The following is a 23,811-nucleotide window of genomic DNA, read 5'->3' as shown; positions in this document are numbered from 1 at the left end:
GTTTATTTCCTTTTTGCCATTACCAGCCTAACACGATTTACGGCATACCAAATAAAACCCAAAACGGACGTGCCGATTGAGAGGTTGTACTGTATTTCACCAGGGGCAGAGCCGCCCCAGTAGATAAAACCGAAACCGGTGATAAACATCAAAATGGCAAGCATTGATTGATTTTGTAATTTTTGCATCGCTTGATAGTGTGCAAACTTAGCTTTTCTTTCTATATCTTCTGCTGTTGCGCTGCCAATATTGAACCCACAGTGACTGCATGACTTTGCTTTGTCAGAAATAGGTTTTGAACAAGATGGGCATGCTGTAATAGCCATACGTGTCTCCGTTTAAATTTGATCCCAAGGACTAGTTTCAGTTATCTTTACGTAAAAAAAGGTTAATCGACCATTCGAATAACCTTTTCATTCAATATTATCTCACATTTTATTTTTTATATTTTTCCCAGTATTCGTTCATCGAATCTTTCATTTCTTTTCGCAGCATCATAATACCGAACAAGTTTGGCAATGTCATAACCACAATAGCGACTGCAGACAGCGCCCAAACCAAGGTCGTATCTGAAATAGCGGCCCAGAAAAAACCAGCGCAGTAAATAACACGATATGGCATAACTGAACGTGGGCCAAGCAAATAAGTCATCGCTCTGTCACCATAATACGACCAAGCAATTGCCGTTGAAAATGCAAACAATAATAAACCAATAGAAACAATATATTTGCCAAATTCACCAAAGTAACCGCGCGTGAACGCAATCGCAGTGAGATTAGCAGAGTGAACAAGTGATTTACCTTCTACAATAATACTCGATTTAACCAATGCGCCGTCATCAACTTTGAGTGTACCAGTAAACGGGAACTCTGTTTCTCCAACACTATAAGTTACGTTTTCTGCAAATGAACGACTGTTCATTAAAGTGAAACCACCTGTTGTAGCAGTACCCTTTACAACCTCAATCTCACCGGTGAAATTAGTGACTTCGTCGCCTTCCTCATTATTTAAGTGCAAGAAAAGTTTATTGGTATCTTCACTATTAGACTCGTCATATTGACCCGCCATAAAAGTCATATCCGAGCGATCAAATATATTTTGATGCTTCTCTTTCCAGACCCCAGAGGACAGAATAACCAAGCCCGTGAGGGTACAAATAATGATCGTATCGATAAAAGGTTCTAGGATAGATACCATACCTTCCGAGACCGGTTCCTTAGTTTTAGCCGCCGCGTGAGCAATAGGCGCTGAACCTTGACCCGCTTCGTTACTAAACAAACCTCTGTTAACACCACGGTTAAATGCATACGCTAGTGTTGCACCTAAAAAGCCACCAGCAGCAGCAGAGCCCGTGAACGCATCGCCGATTACTGACGCAAAAGCCGGACCTACATTTTCGATGTTAGCGAAGATAACCGCAAAAGCACCGATAATATAAATGAGTGCCATTATCGGTACAATTCTACTAGTCACTGCGGCAATGCGTGTGATACCGCCTAGAATGACGAGGCCAAGCAAAATAGATAAGATACCACCAACAACCACGGGTGAGAAACCAAATGTTGATTCCATGCTGGTTGCAATACCGTTGCTTTGTGGCAAGTTGCCCGTACCGAAAGAACTGATGACCGTAGCAATGGCAAAGGCAACTGCTAACCATTTCATGTTTAGTCTGCGGTCCATGTAATACATTGGACCACCCGCCATTGTGCCATCTTCAGTTTTAACACGGTATTTATGCGACAATGTTACTTCTACAAATTTAGTTGTCATTCCTAAAAATGCAGTTGCCCACATCCAAAACAATGCAGCCGGGCCACCAAGAAAAATAGCAAAGGCAACACCACTAATATTACCCGTACCAACGGTGCCAGAGAGTGCAGTCGTTAACGCTCTAAAATGCGATGTATCGCCAGGTTCATCGGCTTTATCATATTTTCCAGTAACGACTAACCAAGCGTGCTTGAAAAATCTTATTTGCGGAAACTTAAGATAAATAGTAAAAAATGCACCTACACCCAAAAGCGCATAAGGAAACCAAAAAGCGCTTCCCAAAAAACCATCGAGCAAATTAAAAAAACCTAATAATCCTTCCAAAATTACATCCTCTTATTCTTATTTTTATTTTTACGGTTAATTTTGTTTAAGCGCTAATAACACTAGCATAATTTGTTAGCGACTCGGTCAAACGTCTTTATAAATCTTATCGTATAGCGTCGAGCTTAGCGAACTAGCGTAACTTGCTACTTACCGCCCGCACTGCAATTAATAAATCTTCACCTAACTGCTGACAGCGTGGTGCAGACCATCCATAGGTGGTATCTGGTAAATTATTATTGTCTTTAAACGGCATTTCAAGCGTGTATGAAAGGCAGTCGTAACGATGCCCAACTGCATTCGCAGCAATCGCTATATTGCCTGTGCCAGGGGCATCCTTATCATATCCGTACACATCTTGAAATTCAGGAGTTGCCAGCATTAATGCTTCTTTGAAGCCGTTTTCTAGCGCTTCTAAACGCGCATTGTAGTTTGGATTACCTTCGCATCCTGCAACAAAGTTATAGGCTAATGATTCGTCGCCATGAATATCTAAAAACATATCAACGCCATACTTATCCATGGCTTGCAATGTGTATAAGACTTCCGGACTTTTCTCGGCGCTAGGCTGCCGCCACTCTCTATTCAAATTAGTACCAATAGCATTGGTACGTAAGTGACCGCGTGCAGAGCCATCGGGATTCATATTAGGTATCACGTAAAAGACGTTGTTTTCGAGTAACTGCTTCGCCACACCATCATCTTTATCCAATAAACGACGCACCACGCCTTCGACTAGCCATTCAGCCATAGACTCGCCAGGGTGTTGTCTTGCCGTCACCCAAATTTTATTTTTACCTTCAGCTTCCTTCCCAATTACCAGCAAAGACATGTCACGATTATCTAGCGTAAAGCCGATATGCCTCAGTTCACAATCAAATGACATTTGTGCAGCTGAAATAAAATCTTGATGACGCTCATAGCTGTAGGGAGTGAAATACGCAAAGTAAACTGAGTTATATTCAGGCACAAAATCGAAAGTTAGGTTATTCCCATCGAATTCAGTATCGACTCTAAACCACTCTTCACGATCGTAAGACGCAACTGCCTGATAACCCGGCCATCCATCAGGATAAGCAGATTTTTCTAAGTCAGTAATGACAATTTTATGCTCAACAAATCTGCTTGACTGTAATTTAAAGTGAAACCACTGGTAGAATGCTGAACCGTTATCAGGATTTATGGCCAATTTTATATTTTGCGGATCTGTTGCTTGGATAACTCGAATGTTACCGCTATCGAATTGGCTCGTTATTATCATTTTTAGGCTGAATTCCTACTTTTTTCTTACTTTACCATAGGCAATTTTATTCGGTAATACAGTAAAGCGCTTTTCTTGCTTTTTATTAACTCATTAGTCGAATATTATATCGAAAACTCACTAATTTATATATTTATAGAGTTACAGTTCTCAATTTCAAACCTAAGGATGTGCTGTAGCCCATATCATGTTTAATAACCTGTAAATTTTCATTTAATATGTAATAGGTAGGATATCCGCTTATATTAAAGCGTTTCTTGTGAGGCTCACCACCAAGTAAAACGATCCCCTGCACGCCTGCGTCGTTCGCAAAAGCTTTTATTTCTTCTACCGACTGATAATCCAAGGCAACTCTAACTACATTATATTCATTGGTATCTACAACATCTAAATTTCCAATACTCATCTTACAAACGTTACACCAAGGCGCAAAAAAATAGATCAGGGTTTTTTTGTTACTCGGCGCAAGAGAATACATATCACCATTTAGTTGCACAAAGTTTTGAGCAGCAATTTGAATAGAACCATTGTCCTCTAAAAGGTTGCGATTTTGATAGGCCATCACGCCAGCAATGATGAGTCCAACGATGAGGATATCTCGAGTCCACGCGCATTTTTTAAAAAACGATTTTATGTCCACATTTATTCCAAGTGTCGTTGCAGTTTATAACCGTTTGACAGTGTGACTAGTTGCCATGTCTGAGCAGATACGGCAACCTTATCAAAAATCTCAGCGTACTTGAATTAAGCCCCTATTATATTAACTTTTGGGACCAATGGATACCTTAACCCAGCCATGTCTCTTACCACTCGCATAACCTGACAGCTATAGCCAAACTCGTTGTCGTACCATATGTATAAAGTAGCACGGTTGTCGGCGACAATAGTCGCTTGCGAATCAACCACACTGGCAGCTCTGGTGCCTACCAAATCAGTTGATACTATTTCCTTTGATGCAGTAAAGTCGATCTGGTGTTGTAAATCAGAGAATAAACTGACGTTTTGCAGATAGTTGTTGATACTTTCCTTATCCGTTACTGATTTTAAGTTCAAGTTTAAAATCGCTAAGGATACATTCGGCGTTGGAACCCGTATCGCGTTACCTGTTAACTTACCGGCAAGTTGCGGATAAGCTTTGGCAACCGCTTTCGCTGCGCCTGTTTCAGTGATCACCATATTTAATGAAGCACTGCGCCCGCGTCTATCCGCTTTGTGGTAGTTATCGATCAAATTCTGATCATTGGTAAATGAATGCACCGTTTCAACATGTCCATTTTCAATACCGTATTTCTCGTCTAATGCCTTTAAAACAGGGGTGATTGCATTTGTGGTGCAACTGGCTGCCGATAATATTTTGTCTGTAGTCAAAATATCATCATGATTAACGCCATGCACGATATTCTTTATGTCGCCCTTACCCGGTGCTGTTAACAATACTTTAGCAGCACCCGTTGACTTCAGATGCAAACCCAAGCCTTCTTCATCTCGCCACATCCCTGTATTGTCGACAATGATCGCATTATCGATACCGTACTGCGTGTAATCAATTTCATCAGGACTATCCGCATAAATAACTTGAATATAAGAGCCGTTGGCTTTAATTGCTTTACGCTCTTCATCTATCGTAATACTGCCATTGAAAAGGCCATGCACCGAGTCACGACGCAACAAACTCGCGCGCTTTTCTAAATCGCCTTCTCTGCCGCCACGGACGACAATGGCACGTAGTCTGAGTTTATTATTTTTACCCTGGCGCTCAATTAAGAGTCTTGCTAATAAGCGTCCAATACGACCAAATCCGTATAAAACCACGTCCGTAGTTGGATGATTATCGGCGGCGTTATGAACCTCTTTTAGCTCTTCATTTAGATAAGCCTGTAAATTTGTTCTATTTTTCCCATCATTCGCTGTACCCGTTTTATCAGCATAATAGAAATCAAACGCGAGTTTACCTATATCAATTTCAACTGGAGCCAGTTGCATTTTGCTAACAGCTTCGAGTACAGGCCAACTTTCTCTTAATCGCAGTTTTTCGCCCTCATGACGCCTTACCGTTCGGTGTGCCTTAATTACGTCAATGGCGCTAGCATTAAGCAATGTGCGCCCATATACTGTAATTTCCACACAATGATTGCGGTAAAGACGACCAATAATTGGTAACATTTTTTCCGCAAATTCTTGTCTTTCTTGCCAACTAGATAATAATTCCTGTTCGAACTGCTGATTCATGCAAAGTGCCCTCTAAACATAATGTAAGTGTTGCTCTTAATTGTCCAATATCGCACGTTATAAACGGCAATGCTCGACTTGCGTGCGCGCATTCTATGCAATCCATTAGCTTATGCCAAATTGTTGATAAATTTCACTTTTTTAGTATTTATCGGGAACAACGTGTTTATGTTTGTAATTTGTCTACAAACAACCAATGGGATTCATCGGATTAATGAGATATGGGGTTTTCAAACTAACAAAAACGAGTACAAATTAAATTAAAGTAGGCTACAAATGTACTATTAGTTATGTGAATATAATTCTAACGCTCTGTTTACAAATCACTATTGTTGAATTTGAACACACTCAAAGAAGAATAAACACCTTGAGAAAGAGCAAATCAATTCAAAACCTTCAGATGTAACAAACTTACATCAAAAAAAGTGTAATTAAATTGATTTCACGTAATCTGCTTGATTTTCAAGGCACAAAGCAATTGAATTTGCGCAATATTGCTGTCCATTTAGCTTAGGACCATCATCGAATACATGACCTAAATGCGCTTCACAATTTTTGCATACGATTTCAGTTATATTTGCCACTTATCTTCGACTTGTTACTATTTAACAGTAACTTGAGCTCTATCATGAGTATTCCATTCAATGTGATATTTTTTGTTTTCTGGCTTATCATTACGTGAAAAAGTGTGAGCACCAAAAAAGTCACGTTGTCCTTGTAATAAGTTAGCTGGCAATACTTCGCAGCGATATGAATCGTAATAACTTAAAGCCGAAGACATCGCGGGGCAAGGAATACCTGCAATGCTTGCTGATGCGATCGCTCTGCGCCAATTTGTTTGATATTTATTAATTTGTTCAATAAAGAACGGATCCAACAATAAGTTTTCTAAGTGCTCGTCATTTTCATAGGCTTTACTAATAGATTGTAAGAAAACGGCACGTATGATGCAGCCTGCACGCCAAATTTTAGCAATTTCAGCAAAGTCTAATTTCCAACCGTGCTCTTTAGCAGCAATATTCATTAACTGGAAGCCTTGTGCGTATGCACATATTTTGGAACAATAAAGTGCGTCATGCAACTGTTTTATAACGGTTTCTTTCGCCTCAACATGTGTCATTGATGGGTCAGGACCGGACAGCTTTTGGCTAGCGATGACACGTTCTTTTTTAAAGGAAGATAAGCTTCTTGCAAAAACTGCCTGCGTAATTGTTTGCGCAGGACTGCCAACTTGCAGAGCACTAACAGCAGTCCATAAACCAGTGCCTTTTTGACCCGCTTTGTCCATTATAACGTCAACGAGTGCAGCACCTGTCTCAGGATCAAGTTGATCTAGTACCTCTGCACTTATTTCAATCAGATAACTATTTAATTCACCCTTATTCCAATCTCGATAGGTTTGTGCAATCTCTTTAGGGCTCATATCAAGCCCATTACGCATAATGTGGTAGGCCTCACAAATAAGCTGCATGTCAGCATACTCGATGCCGTTGTGAACCATCTTAACATAATGCCCGGCGCCAACAGGGCCTATATAAGTGGCGCAAGGATCGCCCTCAGTGATAGGCTTACCTACCTCATAAGACTCAATGGGCAAACCTGTTTTAGGATCGACTTTGCCCGCTATTGCTTGCCAAATAGATTCGATACGAGTCCATGCATATGGGTCGCCAGATGGCATGAGTGAGGGCCCAAAACGAGCACCAACTTCACCGCCGGAAATCGCGGTAGAGAAAAAGATGAATTTACCTTTGTATTTGGCCTCACGCTCAACCGAATCGGTCCATAGACTATTTCCAGTATCCACAACAATATCGTCTGCTTGCACGCCAGCATCGATTAAGTGATGACAAACATGGTCAACTGGCTCACCGGCGGGAACAGACAATATGATGGTATGCGGCGCTTTGAGATTTTTCAGCAATTCAGTATATGAACGACAGCCGACAACTCTTGGCTCAGGCGTTTTTCGCTCTAAATCATCCTGACTGACAATGGCATCTATTTTACTTTGGTCGAGGTCGAAACAAGCCACCTTGTAGCCGTTATCAGCCAAGTTGAGTGTGAGATTTTTTCCCATTACCCCCAATCCTATAAATCCTATATCACATAAGGTTGATGCTTCATTTTTTTCGGGATTTACGAATCTAACAGTCATGTATAGTTCTCTTTTCTTCGAGTAGGCTATGATAATACCATTCAAAGTACAATCGGATAAACAGCTTTACGATTTCTTTTGTTCGAATTTGGATTTTTACAAAGCAACGCTTACTCTTATAACCGGTCAGCCTGAGTCATCATCCAACACAGGCTTAAGCTTTCAGCTTTAACAAACAAAAACTACGCGATTCCATCATTAGCAATGGGCTGACTTTTTCTGAACTATATTGCGCTACTTCACTCAGAGCAGTATTCAATACGCATTCCCAATCCTGAGTGTTCAACAGCAAAGGTAAATTAAACTCAACATTTTCTGTTGAACTATTAACAATATATAGCCATTCTTGAAAAACAACATCGGACATATCACCAAATGAGCTGGTATGTCCTACTAAGTGCAAAGCGAAACAATGATGGCTATCGTTAGTCCAGTCTTGGTCTCGCTTAAACGTCCCGTCTATGCGATACCAATCAGTGGTTTCGATGTTTACTTCGTTGTTAAACTGATCATCCTCAAACATCATTCGGCTCAACAAAGGGTTGTTTTTGCGCAACGCAATGACATATTGGCTAAACGCAAGAAATGCCGATTGGCTCGCATCTAATTCCCAATTTAACCAATTAAGTTCGTTGTCTTGGCAATAGGCGTTGTTATTGCCTTTTTGGCTGCGGCTTAACTCATCGCCACCTAATATATGCGGGGTTCCTTGAGACAAAATTAAGGTGCTAAACAAATTACGTTTTTGCTTTTCGCGCAAAGCCAAAATAACGGTGTCGGTTGTTTCCCCTTCTACACCGTAATTATCACTCAGGTTATGGTTATGTCCGTCATAGTTATCTTCTAAGTTTGCGAGGTTGTGCTTTTGTGAATAGCTAACCATATCATGTAACGTAAAACCATCATGATAAGTCACGTTATTTACACTCGTTTTCATCGGTCTAACGCCTTTTGGAAAAACGTCTCTAGAACCCATAAAACGAGTCGCAAATGCTGCTTTCAAGCCAGTATCTGAGCGCCAAAATCCTCGTACTGTGTCTCTAAACTTATCATTAACTTCAAGCCAATAGTCTGGAAACTGGCCTAGTTGGTAGCCTCCAGGTCCAATATCCCAAGGCTCAGCTATCATTACAACACCCTTTAAAACAGGGTCTTGCCTAAGTATTTTAAACACAACAGCATCGGCATGAAAATCTAATGGCTCTCGGCCTAAAGAGGCAGCTAAATCAAACCTGAAACCGTCAACCCCGACTTCAGTTACCCAATATCGCAGTGAATCTATAATAAGAGTCATCATGTAAGTATTTGCGGAGTTTACCGTATTGCCGCAACCAGAATAGTTAATATAGGTGGGCGTGTTTAGCTCATCATTTTCAACTTGTAAATAAGCATGTTTGTGACAAAAGCCTTTGAAAGACAATATACTGCCGGGCTCGCCACTTTCCGCTGTATGATTAAAAACAACATCCAATATGACTTCAAAACCCGCTTTTTGATATTCACTTACCATCTTTCTGCACTCAGCAAGTGCATCTTTGATGCAATATCTTGGATCCGGACTAAAAAAATTAATTGGGTTGTATCCCCAATAATTAGTTAATCCTTTGTCACTAATAAAAGGTTCTGGCATAAAAGCAAAAATAGGTAAGAACTGAATGCAGGTGACGCCTAATTTTTCAAGATGCGCCAAGACACTAGGATGGCACGCCCCCAAGTATGTACCTCTTTGTTCTGCTGGCACGTCAGGATGCAATTGTGTTAACCCTTTAATATGCGCTTCATAGATAATTCTATCTTGCTGGATATTGCCTTTGTGCTGCGTATTTAAAACCTTGCGCAAACTAGACAAATTCGCATCCGCCCCTGCTTCATTAGAGGCACAGGCCGTCACAATTGACTTTGGAATAAAAGCTTGATTGTCCTTTACAGAATCACCTAAAATAGATTTAGGTACTCCCAAGTAAGCCTCACCATCCCAATTCAATGCATGGCTTAATTGTTTTGCATAGGGATCTATAAGCAAGCGCCCTAAATCCATCTCAAAATTTACTTTGCGATTAAGTTTCGAATTCACTCTGTATGCGTATTTTTGCCCTTCTTTGATGTTGCTAACAAAACCAAACCATTTTGATTGAACACGCTGCTCAAGTTTTATTTGCACCACTTCATGGTCGTCCTTGTCGAACAAGCAAAGATAAACATCTTGAGCGTCAGGGCAATAAATTGAGAAGTTGCAACCATCGCGATGCAAAGTCGCACCAAACGGAGCGACCTGTCCGGGTAATAAGCCAAAATCGTGACCAGACGATATTTCAAACATAATTAGGATTTATTCCACTTCAGCATTAGCACGCTCAAAGGCGGCAGAGTTATCACGATAGAATAAGGACAATCATTCCATGCTTGGTTTTCACTTGAACGCACTACATTCGTTGATGAAAGATAATCACTGCCATCGTATTCAGCATTGTCGGTATTCAGAATAAGAACATAATCCCCTTTTTGTTCTACGCCAACACGAAAGTTGTCTCTAGGAATAGGAGTAAAGTTAGCAACTGCCACAACTTGTTCGGTATTACTTGCGTTACGACGCAGCAAAGATACTACCGATTGTTCAGCATTATTATGATCTATCCAACGAAATCCTGCAGGGTCATGATCGCATTCATATAACGCAGGTGTAGATTGGTAGGTTTTATTTAAGCTTTTGTATAGATTGCTAATACCCGAATGCGTTGGTTGCTCTAGCAAATGCCAATCCAGCGAAATATCATGATTCCATTCACGGTCTTGGGCAAATTCATTACCCATAAACTGTAGCTTTTTACCCGGGTGGGCAAACATAAAAGCATAATATGCGCGCAAATTAGCCGCTTTTTGCCATTCATCACCTGGCATTTTTTGTAACATTGAGCCTTTGCCATGCACGACCTCGTCATGCGAAATAGGCAGTATAAAGTTTTCATCAAAACCGTAAACCATACTGAAGGTCAATTCTGAATGATGGAAACGTCTATAAGCAGGATCCTTAGCGATATAATGCAATGAATCGTGCATCCACCCCATATTCCACTTAAAACCGAAACCAAGTCCGCCGGCATCCACTGGTTTAGAGACACCCGCAAACGAAGTCGACTCTTCGGCAATTGTCATCGCCCACGGATACTTTGCATACACTTCTGTATTCATCCATTGCAGCAAACTGATGGCTTCATAATTGTAATTACCACCATCGACATTTGGGATCCACTCATCGTCATTGCGTGAATAATCCAGATACAGCATGGATGCAACAGCATCAACTCGGATACCATCCACATGATATTTATCGAACCAGAATAAAGCGTTTGCAACTAAAAATTGGCGTACTGTTTGTTTGCCAAAGTCGTAAATACATGAATTCCAATCAGGGTGCCAGCCCTTACGAGGATCCTCATATTCATACAAATTAGAACCATCAAAGCGCGCTAGACCATGCCCATCTTCAGGAAAGTGCGCGGGCACCCAATCAACAATGACGCCAATATTTTGCTGATGACAGGTATCAACAAAATATTTAAAACTATCAGGGTCACCAAAGCGGCTAGTTGGTGCAAATAGACCAACGGGTTGATAGCCCCAAGAACCGTCAAACGGAAACTCTGATACGGGCATTACCTCTATGTGCGTATAGCCCATCTCTTTTACATACTCGACTAACTCTACGGCAAGTTCTTGATAACGTAAATAACGTTGTTCTGGATTTCCAGGCTTACGCCATGAACCTAGATGTACCTCATAAATGCTCATTGGTGTTTTATAATGATTTATATTTTTTCGCGTTAACCAATCATTATCTTTCCATTCGTATGCATCTTGATCGTAAATGACAGAGCAATGTGATGGATACTGTTGATGATGAAATCCCAATGGGTCAGCCTTATCTGGCAGTTGGTGTCCAGAACCGTCTTTGAGGGAATATTTATATTTCTCCCCTACTTTCATACCAGGTACAAACAGAACCCAGTAACCCAAATCAGTTTTCTGCATAGGATGTGACAGACGGTTCCAAATATTAAAGTCACCTATAACTGATACGGAAGCGGCGCTTGGCGCAAAAACGGCAAAACGAACACCATTCACACCTTTGGATCCGACTAATTGGGCGCCAATTTGTTGGTATAAATTTTCTGGCTCATGGTCAACAAAATGGACCGCATGATAAGCTTCAGCTTGAAATTGATAAGGGTCAATAAAGCGATGTTCGCCATCAGCATACTCAGCAACAACTTCATATATGAAATTATTTTCCTTTGGCGTTTTAAATTGTCCGACAAACACACCTTCGGGGCTTAACCTTAATTGAGCTAATTTTGTATTGTGTTTGGCGCAATAAAGAGTCGCTTTTTTAGCTTCTGGTATCCAGAGAGTAACGCTGGTTTTTGTTTTTACTTGCTTAGGCCCTAATACATCAAAAGGCAGCGCACAATGTCCATGCGTTAATTCTGAATAATTCACCATATTCGCTCCATTATTTATTTGCTTTTACTGGCCACTGACCTTTGTTTAGTCAAGTTTTTAGTTAAGTTTACAATACCATCATCTTCGAAGATATCCTCTAAATCACACGATAATTTTCGCTTCCAATTTGGATATTCATTAAATGTTCCTGGAATATTGACCGGCTTATCCATTTGCAGCCAATCTTCTAGCTGCAAACTCAACAGAGCACTAGAACCGGATGCCATGTGGGTTTGCATACCGTAGTTCAACTCAGTTGTCATTGCCACATCGTTTACATTATGACTAATACTATTAGAAATTGAATGGTGCCCATGCAAGGTATTTAATATGTGTTGTTTATTTTCATGCCTCGTATCATATAGCGAAGCTAGCACATCCGTGTCTGGATATAAGCCTACCTTCTTGCCTAACGCGAGGTCATCACAATGCCAATAACCAATCAACGTCGGCATGTCATGCGTCGTTAACGTTGCCATAGACTGGTCTGGATAGTGGTCTGGAGCATAAAAACCGCCATCTTCGGCTTGTTCAAAGAAAAACACGCGATATGAATAGATGCCATTTTCGGCTAACGCCGAACGTATCTGTTCGGGTACCGTCCCTAAATCCTCACCAATGACTAAACTTTGATTACGCTGGCTTTCTAGCGCTAATATGCCTAATAGATCGTCAACTGGGTAGTAAACGTAACCGCCTAGTTTTGCATTATCACCTCGATATACCCACCATAAGCGCAATAGCGCCATAACATGGTCGATGCGCAAAGCACCCGACGCATGCATATTGGATGAAAACAAATCGATAATGGGCTGATAGGCTTGCTCATAAAGCTTGTTCGGATCCATTGGTGGCAATCCCCAATTTTGCCCCAACGGTCCCAATATATCAGGCGGCGCACCAACACTCGCATCGACACAATAGAGGTCTTTATTACCCCATATTTCAGCGCTACCTTCACTGACTCCTACGGCAAGGTCGCGATATAAACCTATTAACATTCCGGCTTCGCTAGCAGCGTTGCTGGCTGCCTCAAATTGCAACGCAGCCTGCCATTGTAAAAAGAGGTAAAAATTAACCCTATTTTTATTTTGCTTTGCAAATTTTGCAACGCTGGGCATATCGTAGGCTTTATATTCGTCAGGAAAAACCGGCCAGCCCCAGCAATCTTTCCCCTCCGCTTTTAGACTTTCTTGCAGTGCTTCAAAAACAGCAAGCGTTTGCAAACTCTTACCACCTTTGGTTATAAATACTTTAAACACTTTATTCTGCTTCGTGTTTTTTGTTAAATACTTCACTCTGTAGTGCGTAAAAACTTGGTTCAACGCTGCTAACTTAATCGCCGCCACACCGCTGTAATCGACGTAATCGGCCGTGCGCAAGGTCACTAATTGTTGGCTAATAGCATTGTTATTAAACCAAGCTTGAACTGCTTTATTTTCAAACTCTGGTACTTGCTCCACATCGATATACAAATAATTGAGCCAGCGACGAGAACTCGGCCCATAAGGGCTGCATATATCTGGATTAGCTGGGTATAATTCATGGATCGGATTTAGTCCGACAAAGTCAGCCCCTCGGGACGCCGCTTGCTTAACTAGAAAGGTCAAATCTGTGAAGTCCCCAATGCCCCAATTGCTGCGGCTGCGCACACAATAAAGCTGCACACTTAAGCCCCATATCTTTTTGCCTTTTTCAATATCATCTGGAATAAAGCATCGCGGTGGTACTTTTATAATAGATGAAGATGCAAGTTCGAGGTCACCCAATTGCACGCTTAGTTTGTGATAACCCATGGGTAGGTGAATGTCTAATGTAATTGCATATTCATGAAATTCTTCATCTTCAATTTCAACCACGTTGATTAATTGATGGTCAACCGCTTCTATCTCACGAGTTTCTATATTGGTATCCTCAAATTGCACCAATAAGACCAGTTTTTGGGCGGCCATCTCAATAGATAAGCGCAACGGAAACACAAAGTCTTCATCGTGCTTTATGACTTGTACTGGGTTCAGCGCAAGCATCCACTGTTTAACGAAGTCATCTTCAACTTGTTGCTCAAGTGCTCTATCGTCGTCAACTTTGTATCCCATTGCCTTGAGAAGTTTCACTTTGGTTTCATCTTCTACCGTTGCAGGAGCTCCCCATGCATCTACGAATGTTGATTCGATTCCTCGTGCTCCCACTAAACCTTCAATTATTTCGCTCATTTAATTTATCCCAATCTTTTCGAACTCAACTTTTTTGCTGCACCAAAGAAAGTTGTCAGCGTTTTTGTCAGCTAATTTTAGCTAACTATTATTCAACAAATTAGCTGAATAAGGTATTAATACGTTTGCAGACCCATTTTACGCTAAAAAGCCTGTAATTAAACAACAATTGTTGATATAATTTTGCAATATTTAGGTGTTTGATCAATAATTTCTGTAATTTTATTTCAAATAATAAATTTTTATTTCAAAAGAGGTTTTTAATGGCTATTAGTGTCGGTATAAATGGTTTCGGTCGAATTGGTCGCTTAGTATTACGCGCAGCAGCAACCCGCGAAGATATTGAGGTTGTCGCAATAAATGATCTATTGGATATAGACTATATCGCTTACCTGTTCAAATATGATTCAACGCACGGCAGATTCAACGGAACAGTTGAAGTCAAAGACGGTAAGTTAGTTGTCAATGGTAAAGAAATTAGAGTGACAGCAGAAAGAAACCCCGAAGACTTAGCTTGGGGCGACGTAAATGCTGACGTTGTAATTGAATCGACGGGCCTATTTTTAACCAAAGAAACCGCCCTAAAGCACATTGCTGCGGGTGCCAAGAAAGTGGTTCTATCAGCTCCTTCTAAAGACGACACACCCATGTTTGTAATGGGTGTTAACCACACTAAATATGCAGGTGAAACGATTGTTTCTAACGCGTCTTGCACAACTAACTGTCTGGCACCCATCGCAAAAGTATTGAATGATGCATTTGGTATCAAAGACGGCTTGATGACAACCGTGCACTCCACAACAGCGACCCAAAAAACTGTTGATGGACCTTCCATGAAAGATTGGCGTGGCGGTCGTGGTGCTTCTCAAAATATAATTCCATCATCGACGGGTGCAGCGAAGGCAGTTGGCAAAGTAATTCCCGAACTGAATGGTAAACTAACAGGAATGGCATTCAGAGTGCCTACTGCAAACGTCTCTGTGGTTGACCTAACTGTTAATTTAGAGAAACCTGCTAGCTATGCAAAAATATGTGAAGTGATGAAGGCGGCTTCAGAGGGCCCATTAAAAGGTATACTTGGCTACACTGATGATGCCGTTGTATCACAAGACTTTATTGGCGACACTTTATCCAGCATTTTTGATGCGACAGCAGGCATCTCACTTAACGATTCGTTTGTAAAGGTCGTGGCTTGGTATGACAACGAAGTCGGCTATTCAAACCGCGTATTAGATTTGGTGGCACATATTTCTAAATAATGAACTTTGCGCTCAGCTAGCATTTTGTTTATAAAGCAACTGGCTAGGTAAGTTACACAGAACGACATATATAATAGACGGCTCAACGCCGTCTTTTTATTTTTAACTATGCAGGAAACGACATGCACACGCACATGAGTAAACAATATACCTCGGTGTCGATGGGTAGCAGAGAACAATTGCCCACATTGAAAATTACCAATGGGCACTGCAGCGCTGAAATAGCACTTTTCGGTGCGCATCTGCTCAGTTTCATTCCAAACTCTGATGCTAAAGAGCGACTTTGGCTGAGCGACACAGCGGTATTAAATAAAAGTAAACCGATACGCGGCGGCATTCCTATTTGCTGGCCATGGTTTGCTGATATTTCTTCTGACAAAAATACTCGCAATAATGCCAAATTACCAGCTCATGGTTTTGTGCGGACGCAGGATTGGCAAGTTGTTAACATTGTAGAAAGTACTGAGGCCACAACTATTACATTGAGTCCAACTCAACTTGGTTTGTATGGATTTTCTGAACAGCTGTTAACGTCTGTTGAATTCACCTTTTCAAAAAAATGCAGGGTTAAGCTCATTACCAAAAATACGAGTGAGCAAGCGATAAAAATCACGGCTGCCCTACATAGTTATTTCAATGTGACTAATATTCATCAAACTAAAATAATCGGCGTTGCTGGGAAATACATCGACAAGACCAAAGCTAGCGCTGCATTCGAGCAGTTATTACCCTACTTAATAAGCAGTGAAACGGATAGGATACATTTGCAAGACGAAAATAATCTCTTTGATTTTATCCATCTGGTTTGCCCCGACAAAAAAATCAGTATAGAACAACACGGACATGACTCAGTTGTAGTTTGGAATCCGTGGCAAAAGAAAAGCAAAACGATGACTGATATGCAAGATAATAGCTACAATAATATGCTTTGTATTGAAGCGTCCATAACGCAAGGAACGGTCTTAGCTGCAAACCAACAGCATGAGTTAGTCCAAATCATTGGCTAATAACTGCAGGCTAATAAAGGGCTGGCTAATAAAGCGCTCTTTATTAGCCAAATTTCCTTTTGTAGATAGAATGCAAAACCACCACATTCTCTTAATTAGCTAACTAGATTTTTACCACTTGCTTCGCAAGATCAGTGATTATAGACCATTGCTTCTTTTCAATCGCATCTGCTGGCGCTAACCATGAGCCACCGCAGCATTTAACGTTCGGCAATGCTAGGTAATCTTTGTAGTTACTTGGACTAATACCGCCAGTAGGGCAAAATTTGATATCTGGGAATGGTCCACCAATCGATTTTAACGCTTTCACTCCACCCGCGGCTTCTGCAGGAAAGAATTTCAGATGGTCGTAACCTGCATCTTTCGCTTTCATTAAGTCTGAAATATTTGAAATACCAGGAATAAGTGGAATTGTTCCTTCTTTACCTGCTTGCAATAAATCTGCAGTCAAACCTGGGCTAATTGCGAACTTTGCACCCGCTTCCGTTACCGCTTTCAATTGCTCACGATTAGTTACTGTGCCTGCTCCGATATAGACATCCGGCAGTTCTTTAGCAATAACACGAATAACATCCATCGCAGCTTCCGTGCGCAGTGTTACTTCTAATACATTGATGCCACCCGCTATTAAAGCTTTCGCGATAGGCACAGCATCTTCAACATTTTCAATCACGAGAACAGGTACAACCGGCCCTTGGCTAAAAATTTCTTCTGAGGAAAAGATCCAGTTATTCATTATCAATGTTTCTCTTTGGTTTGTTGTAGTAAATATGCTAATGCACCCAATAATCCATGGTTGGGTTCATTAATTAAGTAGGTAGGAATATTTTTGACATACCTGGCCAAATTACCTTTATCTTCAAATTTTTGGCGAAATTCATTGTTGGCAAAAAAATCGCCCAATCGAGGAGCAATACCACCACCGATAAAAACCCCACCAGTGGTGCACAAATTCAATGCTAAATTACCAGCAAAACTGCCCATAATTCGGCAAAACTGTTGCACCGCCTTAACGCATGTCAGGTTTGTACTGGCAAGCGCATGCTGCGTAATATCAGCAGGGTCTGTATACTCAACGTTGCCACCAGCATGCATAACAAGTGCTGTGTAAATATTAACAAGGCCTCTTCCGGAAAGCAGTTCTTCAGCAGCGACTCGGCCTAATTTTGCTTTAATATAACGCCAAACAATAATATCTTGTTCGTCGTTTGGCGCAAAATCAACATGCCCTCCCTCGCCGTCTAGGGTCTGCCAGCCACTATCTGTCCAAGTAAGATGCTCGACGCCTAAACCTGTACCGGGCCCAAAAACCACAATATTACCTTTTTCGACAGCTTCACCAGGACCAATTTGAATGACTTGTTCCATTTTCAAGTTAGGTAATGAGAAGGCCACAGCCGAAAAATCATTAATAACTAACAGGCTGTTTAGACTCAACTGATTTTGCAGTTCAATTTTCGAAAATGTCCAGGTATGGTTGGTCATTTTAACAACATCATTATTGACTGGGCAAGCAATGGCAATACAACCATGCTCGAAGCTGTCAACGTTTACATCGATTGCAAATTGGTTAATTGCGTCGGTAATAGTGTCGAACTGCTTACACAAGTACTTAGTGATTTGTTGCAACTCACCATCTAGTACTAATGCTAAGCGTATATTTGTACCACCGACATCAGCCACGAACATGTTACTCATATTGATTACTCGTGCTTAAAAAATAATGAACAAGCGCCTTCCTCAGCACCTGTGAGAGATGCACGCATACTCCCAAACATCTCCCTTCCCATGCCTACATGGCTGTCGGTTAAATCCACCTTTGCGGATTCACGTGAGGCTAATTCAGTCTCTTCAACATGCAAGATACACTCACCTGTTGAGGTGTTTAATTCAATTACATCGCCATTTTTCACTTTCGCTATTAACCCGCCTTTGTATGCCTCAGGGGTTAAGTGAATAGCTGCAGGCACTTTCCCAGAAGCGCCTGACATGCGACCATCAGTCACTAGCGCTACCTTAAAACCTTTGTCTTGCAATACACCCAATGGTGGTGTCAAACGATGTAATTCAGGCATCCCAATTGCTGCTGGACCTTGGAATCGGACAACCACAACGCAATCTTTATTTAAGTCACCTTGGTTAAACGCTTTATCAAAAGTGTATTGATCTTCAAAAACAACCGCAGGCGCCTTGATGTGGCAATTTGGCTCACGTAATGCTGATGTTTTCATAACAGCACGACCAATATTGCCTTTCAATACCGACAAACCGCCATCTGGTTTAAATGGTTCAGCGACGGTGGTTAACACCGCTTTATCAAGCGACTCTTCGGGACAGTCAACCCATAATAGTTGGCCGTCGCGCAAAATAGGTTCTTTTGTATATTGTTCTAAGCCTCTGCCACAAATTGTATTTACATCATTGTGCAGTAGACCAGCGCCTAGCAGTTCCTTAAACAACAAACCCGTGCCACCAGCGGCAGTAAAATGATTTATGTCGGCAGAACCGTTTGGATAAATTCGCGTTAACAAGGGCGTTGCTTTGGATAGATCAGAAAAGTCATCCCAATTCACAATCAGGCCAGCGGCACGTGCAACAGCAACTAAGTGCATAGTATGATTAGTAGAACCGCCGGTTGCTAACAATGCAACAATGCCATTCACCATTGATTTGGCATCAACGATATGACCTATGGGCATATAGCTTTCGCCTAAATCAGTAATACGCGTTGCCTGTACAGAAGCCGCTTTTGTTAGTGCCTCACGCAGTGGCGTCCCCGGATTAACAAATGAAGCCCCGGGTAAATGCAAGCCCATCACTTCAACCACTAGCTGATTACTGTTTGCGGTACCATAAAACGTACAAGTACCAGCAGAATGATATGATTGAGACTCAGCCTCAAGCAATTCATCACGGCCCACCTTGCCCTCGGCATAGGCTTGGCGAATACGTGCTTTTTCTTTGTTTGGTAAACCCGATGGCATTGGACCAGCTGGCACAAATACCGTAGGCAAATGCCCAAAACTTAAACCACCTAATAATAATCCAGGGACTATTTTGTCACAAATACCCATCATAATAGTGGCGTCAAACATATTATGAGAAAGTGCAATGCCCGCCCCCATCGCGATATTATCGCGACTCATTAAGCTTAATTCCATGCCGGCATTACCTTGAGTAACGCCATCACACATAGCCGGTACTCCGCCTGCAAATTGTGCAACGCTGCCCACTTCTCTAATGGCTTGTTTGATTTCTTGAGGGAATGTCTCGTAGGGCTGATGCGCAGATAACATATCATTGTAAGATGAAATGATGGCTATATTGGCTTTTACCATACTGCGTAAATTAGATTTATCTTCTGTATTACAGGCTGCAAAACCATGCGCTAGGTTACCGCAAGACAATGCGCCTCTCAACGGACCCTGCTTGCGCGCTTTGGCAATTTTGTTTAAGTATGCTTGACGTGATTCTTTGCTGCGCTCAACAATGCGTTGAGTTACTTCTTGAATAATTGGATTCATATTTTCTCCTAAGGGGCCCACATCAATTCAACTGTGGTCTTATCGCAAACAGCCTTAATTGGCTTTTCCAAGTCGCTGGAGTGTTCTAACGCATGATGTAGTACGTCTCTTTTTTTCTGACCAGTTAGGTGTAGAAACACATTGGCGCTGCTAACGAGAGCACGCAACGTAAATGAAATGCGTTGATGTGGCGCAGTGATTGGTTGTGTTGCGATTAACATCGCAGGTAGATTAACATCGAGACCGGCTTCAATTTGCGCTGAACATGGGAACAATGAAGCCGTGTGGCCATCTTCACCCATACCGAGAATAACAGCATCAAATGGCAAGCCAACTTTCATAAACGTAGCAGTTAATTGTTCTACTGCATCTTCAGCATTGTTATGCCCTGTTTTTAATGGAATGAAATTAGCTGCTGCAGCTTTGTCTTGCAGTAAATTTTGTCTTACCAGTCTTTCGTTGCTCGCGGCATCAGTTGATGCGACCCATCGTTCGTCAGCTAAAGTTATTGTTACCTTTGACCAATCAATAGCGCGAACAGATAAAGCTTTGAACAAGGGCACCGGCGTGCTGCCACCACTGACCACTAAACTGGCTTTACCTTTTTCACTGATGGCTTGCTTTAGTATATCTGCAATACGTTGACTGAAAACAGTCACCAATTCATTAGCTGAACTAAACGTGGTTGTTTTTAAACTCATATTACGCTCCTATTTGCCACGCTTCATTTTACTCTCATACCAAGAGCGTCCTTCTCTCGCTAGCAGGGCAATGGAAGACACTGGTCCCCAGGTGCCAGCTTGATAGCTTTCGGCAGGTTCATTACTTTTACCCCAAGCAGCTTTAATTGAGTCAACCCACGTCCAGGCTTGTTCTATCTCGTCACGGCGCACAAACAATGCTTGATTACCAATCATGACTTCCAACAGCAGCTTTTCGTAAGCATCAGGAATTCGCTGGGCTTCGAATGCTTCTGAAAAGCTCAAGTTAAGTTTGGACTTCTGCAGGTCCATCGAACGAGAACTGGTCAAGCCAGGCACTTTATTCATTACGGTTATTTCAACGCCTTCATCTGGCTGCAAACGGATCACTAATTTGTTTTGAGGCAACGTAGTAAAACTATCCCCAAACAAGTTATGTGGTTGACGCTTGAAATAAATCACGACTTCACTGGTCTTATTCGGTAACCGTTTACCCGTTCTTAAATAGAATGGAACGCCCGCCCAGCGCCAATTATCAATTTCAGCTTTAATCGCAACAAAAGTTTCCGTCTTACTTTTTTCGTTAGCATCAGGTTCTTCAAGGTAACCAGGCACTTCTGCGCCGCGCACAAAACCAGCGACATATTGTCCTCTGACCGTTTTTTCTGCCACATTCGATGAATTAATTGGGCGCAGCGCTTTGAGTACTTTTAGTTTTTCATCGCGAATGCTGTCAGCATCTAAGGTAGTCGGTGGTTCCATTGCAACCAAGGACAAAATTTGTAAAAGATGATTTTGCACCATGTCTCGCATTTGACCCGCATCATCAAAATAGCCCCAGCGCCCTTCAATACCGACCGACTCAGCGACGCTAATTTGCACATGATCAATACAGTTATGGTCCCAGTTAGTTGCAAAAATGCTGTTTGCAAAACGTAATGCAATCAAATTCAGCACCGTTTCTTTACCGAGGTAATGATCGATGCGGTAAATTTGTCTCTCACTGAAAAACGCCGCGACTTGCTCATTAATTACTTTCGACGATGCTAAATCATGACCAATGGGTTTCTCTAACACCACTCTTACACTAGGGTCGATGACATTGGCGGCTTCCATGCCCTTACAAATATCACCGTATATCGAAGGCGGAGTTGCGAAATAACAAACCATGGTGCGAGAGACATCAACATGTTCACAAAGTTTTGAATAATCTTCTGCATTTTTCATGTCAATTTGAACATAATCTAAACGTTGTTCAAATCGTTGCCATGTTTCATCGCAAAAAGTTTCGCCTAAAAATTTGCTGATGTTTTCTTTAACCTTAGCAACATATTCTGCTTGTTGCATGTCTTGGCGCGCAACACCGATAATATTGGTGTCGCTATTTAATAGCTTAGCTTTTTCAAGCTGATAAAGGGAAGGAAGTAGTTTGCGTCTTGCTAAGTCACCTAAGGTGCCAAATAAAACAAAATCAATGGGTTCGTAACCAGAATTGGTTGCCCCAGTATCTATAATCATAGTAGCCTCTTTGCATCGAATTCATGCAACATTGTAATTATTGACAGGTAATCGTTGTACATAGTAGACAACAAATGTAGTAATATTACAACTAATACAAGTTCGAAACACCAAACTCTTTAACAAAAAATAAACAGCACATTTGTTTTTATAATATCAATCTACAAGTCACCTTAAAAATCATAAATTTGTCTATTTACGGCACTTATAATGACTATAAAGCATAGAAATCTTTGTCTATGAAACAACTAAATGGGGCGATAACTAGCGGTAATACTCAGGGTTAAATTCAGTAAAATGTTAATTATTGTTGTCAATAAGTTACAACAAAAATGACAAACGTTAAAAATAATCGTAGTATTATTACAGTTTAACTGTTCGTGAGCGACCAAAAGGATTTCCGAATTTACTTGGAGCGTGCTAAAAATAACAAAGAGAGTGAATAAAAGCCTCTTTAGTGAGATAATAATAATGAACATCCTCGAAAAAATTACACGGCAAAAAGCTGATTTCAGTAAATCAGAAAAAAAAGTGGCTGAAGTTATCCTTGCTAATCCACAAGTGGCTATTCATTCTTCAATTGCAACATTAGCTAAAATGTCGAACGTTAGTGAGCCAACAGTCAATCGATTTTGCAGACGATTAGACACCAAAGGATACCCAGACTTTAAATTGCATCTAGCGCAAAGCCTCGCCAATGGTACCCCATATGTAAATCGCCACGTTGATGAATTTGACGGGCCAACTGAATACACCAATAAAATCTTCGAATCCACCATGGCCTCTTTAGAAGTGGCTCGTCAGTCTCTTGATATCGCGACGGTCAATCGAGTGGTTGACCTGCTGACTCAAGCTAAAAGGATTTCATTTTTTGGTGTGGGAGCGTCTTCTTCGGTGGCTCATGACGCACTCAACAAATTCTTTAGATTTAACGTGCCCGTCGTCTATTTTGAAGATACGTTAATGCAACGCATGAGTTGTATGAACTGCACGGAAGAAGATGTCGTGATGTTAATATCGCATACGGGTAGAACCAAAAGTTTGGTTGATATTGCACAAATAGCAAGATCAAATGACGCAGTTGTTGTAGGTATAACTTCTGCTGATAGTCCATTAAGCAAAGAGTGCAATTACGTACTTTCGCTAGCGGTTCCTGAAGATACTGACTTATATATGCCAATGGCGTCCCGTATTGCGCAACTGACATTAATTGATGTGTTAGCCACGGGTTTCACTCTTCGCAGAGGCACCAAGTTTAGAGAGAACTTAAAAAGAGTAAAAGACACCTTACGAGGCAGCCGCTTTAACAAAACAGAGACGTAGCTATCAATTGATTTGAGTTTT

18 protein-coding genes are annotated in these 23,811 nt (G+C 41.3%); 3 read left to right on the top strand and 15 right to left on the bottom strand.

Annotation, left to right across the window (positions count from 1 at the left end):
• Nucleotides 1–2: 2 nt before the first annotated feature.
• From CXF81_RS17630 to malQ, 10 genes are all read right to left on the bottom strand, one after another.
• Nucleotides 3–326 carry a zinc-ribbon domain-containing protein gene (locus CXF81_RS17630; protein ID WP_101182694.1) on the bottom strand — a complete coding sequence of 108 codons (324 nt, stop codon included), beginning with the start codon at nucleotides 324–326 and terminating at the stop codon, nucleotides 3–5.
• Between the two features lie 109 nt (nucleotides 327–435).
• Nucleotides 436–2,097, bottom strand: coding sequence for a sodium:alanine symporter family protein (locus CXF81_RS17625; RefSeq protein WP_101182693.1), 1,662 nt, complete (start codon nucleotides 2,095–2,097; stop codon nucleotides 436–438).
• Nucleotides 2,098–2,230: 133 nt separating this feature from the next.
• Nucleotides 2,231–3,358 (bottom strand): M14-type cytosolic carboxypeptidase, encoded by a 1,128-nt coding sequence (locus CXF81_RS17620; RefSeq protein WP_101182691.1) that lies wholly within the window; start codon nucleotides 3,356–3,358, stop codon nucleotides 2,231–2,233.
• Nucleotides 3,359–3,491: 133 nt separating this feature from the next.
• Nucleotides 3,492–3,998, bottom strand: a complete 507-nt coding sequence (locus CXF81_RS17615; protein ID WP_101182690.1) for a thioredoxin domain-containing protein — start codon at nucleotides 3,996–3,998, stop codon at nucleotides 3,492–3,494.
• A gap of 104 nt (nucleotides 3,999–4,102) precedes the next feature.
• Nucleotides 4,103–5,587, bottom strand: a complete 1,485-nt coding sequence (locus tag CXF81_RS17610) for a glyceraldehyde-3-phosphate dehydrogenase (RefSeq protein WP_101182688.1) — start codon at nucleotides 5,585–5,587, stop codon at nucleotides 4,103–4,105.
• Between the two features lie 431 nt (nucleotides 5,588–6,018).
• On the bottom strand, nucleotides 6,019–6,171 hold the full coding sequence (locus CXF81_RS17605; protein ID WP_101182686.1) for a peptide-methionine (R)-S-oxide reductase: 153 nt from the start codon (nucleotides 6,169–6,171) through the stop codon (nucleotides 6,019–6,021).
• 17 nt (nucleotides 6,172–6,188) lie between these two features.
• On the bottom strand, nucleotides 6,189–7,745 hold the full coding sequence (gene gndA, locus CXF81_RS17600) for an NADP-dependent phosphogluconate dehydrogenase (protein ID WP_101182684.1): 1,557 nt from the start codon (nucleotides 7,743–7,745) through the stop codon (nucleotides 6,189–6,191).
• 154 nt (nucleotides 7,746–7,899) lie between these two features.
• Nucleotides 7,900–10,065, bottom strand: a complete 2,166-nt coding sequence (gene glgX / locus CXF81_RS17595; RefSeq protein ID WP_101182682.1) for a glycogen debranching protein GlgX — start codon at nucleotides 10,063–10,065, stop codon at nucleotides 7,900–7,902.
• Nucleotides 10,066–10,067: 2 nt separating this feature from the next.
• The gene (glgB, locus tag CXF81_RS17590) at nucleotides 10,068–12,245 is read right to left on the bottom strand and encodes a 1,4-alpha-glucan branching protein GlgB (RefSeq protein ID WP_101182680.1); all 2,178 of its coding nucleotides are present in this window, start codon (nucleotides 12,243–12,245) and stop codon (nucleotides 10,068–10,070) included.
• Between the two features lie 14 nt (nucleotides 12,246–12,259).
• Complete coding sequence (gene malQ / locus CXF81_RS17585) at nucleotides 12,260–14,458, bottom strand: 4-alpha-glucanotransferase (RefSeq protein ID WP_101182678.1); 2,199 nt, start codon at nucleotides 14,456–14,458, stop codon at nucleotides 12,260–12,262.
• 263 nt (nucleotides 14,459–14,721) lie between these two features.
• Between malQ and gap the strand changes: the two genes are divergently transcribed.
• The gene (gene gap, locus CXF81_RS17580; RefSeq protein ID WP_101182676.1) at nucleotides 14,722–15,717 is read left to right on the top strand and encodes a type I glyceraldehyde-3-phosphate dehydrogenase; all 996 of its coding nucleotides are present in this window, start codon (nucleotides 14,722–14,724) and stop codon (nucleotides 15,715–15,717) included.
• Between the two features lie 122 nt (nucleotides 15,718–15,839).
• Nucleotides 15,840–16,724: a D-hexose-6-phosphate mutarotase gene (locus CXF81_RS17575; protein ID WP_101182674.1), complete on the top strand. Its 885-nt coding sequence runs from the start codon at nucleotides 15,840–15,842 to the stop codon at nucleotides 16,722–16,724.
• 103 nt (nucleotides 16,725–16,827) lie between these two features.
• Here the strand turns inward: CXF81_RS17575 and CXF81_RS17570 are convergent, their stop codons facing one another.
• Genes CXF81_RS17570 through zwf form a run of 5 tightly spaced genes read right to left on the bottom strand, consistent with a single transcriptional unit; the run spans nucleotide 16,828 to nucleotide 22,467 of the window.
• Nucleotides 16,828–17,460 (bottom strand): bifunctional 4-hydroxy-2-oxoglutarate aldolase/2-dehydro-3-deoxy-phosphogluconate aldolase, encoded by a 633-nt coding sequence (locus CXF81_RS17570; protein WP_101182672.1) that lies wholly within the window; start codon nucleotides 17,458–17,460, stop codon nucleotides 16,828–16,830.
• 2 nt (nucleotides 17,461–17,462) lie between these two features.
• Entirely contained in the window at nucleotides 17,463–18,422 is a 960-nt protein-coding gene (glk, locus tag CXF81_RS17565; RefSeq protein WP_101182670.1) for a glucokinase, read from the bottom strand.
• A 5-nt stretch (nucleotides 18,423–18,427) separates the two neighbouring features.
• The gene (edd, locus tag CXF81_RS17560; RefSeq protein WP_101182668.1) at nucleotides 18,428–20,248 is read right to left on the bottom strand and encodes a phosphogluconate dehydratase; all 1,821 of its coding nucleotides are present in this window, start codon (nucleotides 20,246–20,248) and stop codon (nucleotides 18,428–18,430) included.
• Nucleotides 20,249–20,256: 8 nt separating this feature from the next.
• Nucleotides 20,257–20,949, bottom strand: coding sequence for a 6-phosphogluconolactonase (gene pgl, locus CXF81_RS17555; protein WP_101182665.1), 693 nt, complete (start codon nucleotides 20,947–20,949; stop codon nucleotides 20,257–20,259).
• Between the two features lie 9 nt (nucleotides 20,950–20,958).
• Nucleotides 20,959–22,467, bottom strand: coding sequence for a glucose-6-phosphate dehydrogenase (gene zwf, locus CXF81_RS17550; RefSeq protein ID WP_101182663.1), 1,509 nt, complete (start codon nucleotides 22,465–22,467; stop codon nucleotides 20,959–20,961).
• A 471-nt stretch (nucleotides 22,468–22,938) separates the two neighbouring features.
• Between zwf and CXF81_RS17545 the strand changes: the two genes are divergently transcribed.
• The gene (locus tag CXF81_RS17545; protein WP_101182661.1) at nucleotides 22,939–23,790 is read left to right on the top strand and encodes a MurR/RpiR family transcriptional regulator; all 852 of its coding nucleotides are present in this window, start codon (nucleotides 22,939–22,941) and stop codon (nucleotides 23,788–23,790) included.
• The last annotated feature ends 21 nt before the right edge of the window (nucleotides 23,791–23,811 follow it).

The organism is Glaciecola sp. 33A, from assembly GCF_002836745.1.
GTDB lineage: Bacteria > Pseudomonadota > Gammaproteobacteria > Enterobacterales > Alteromonadaceae > Glaciecola.
The sequence above is the reverse complement of the archived record's forward strand: the minus strand, read 5'-3'. Positions and strand labels throughout refer to the sequence as shown.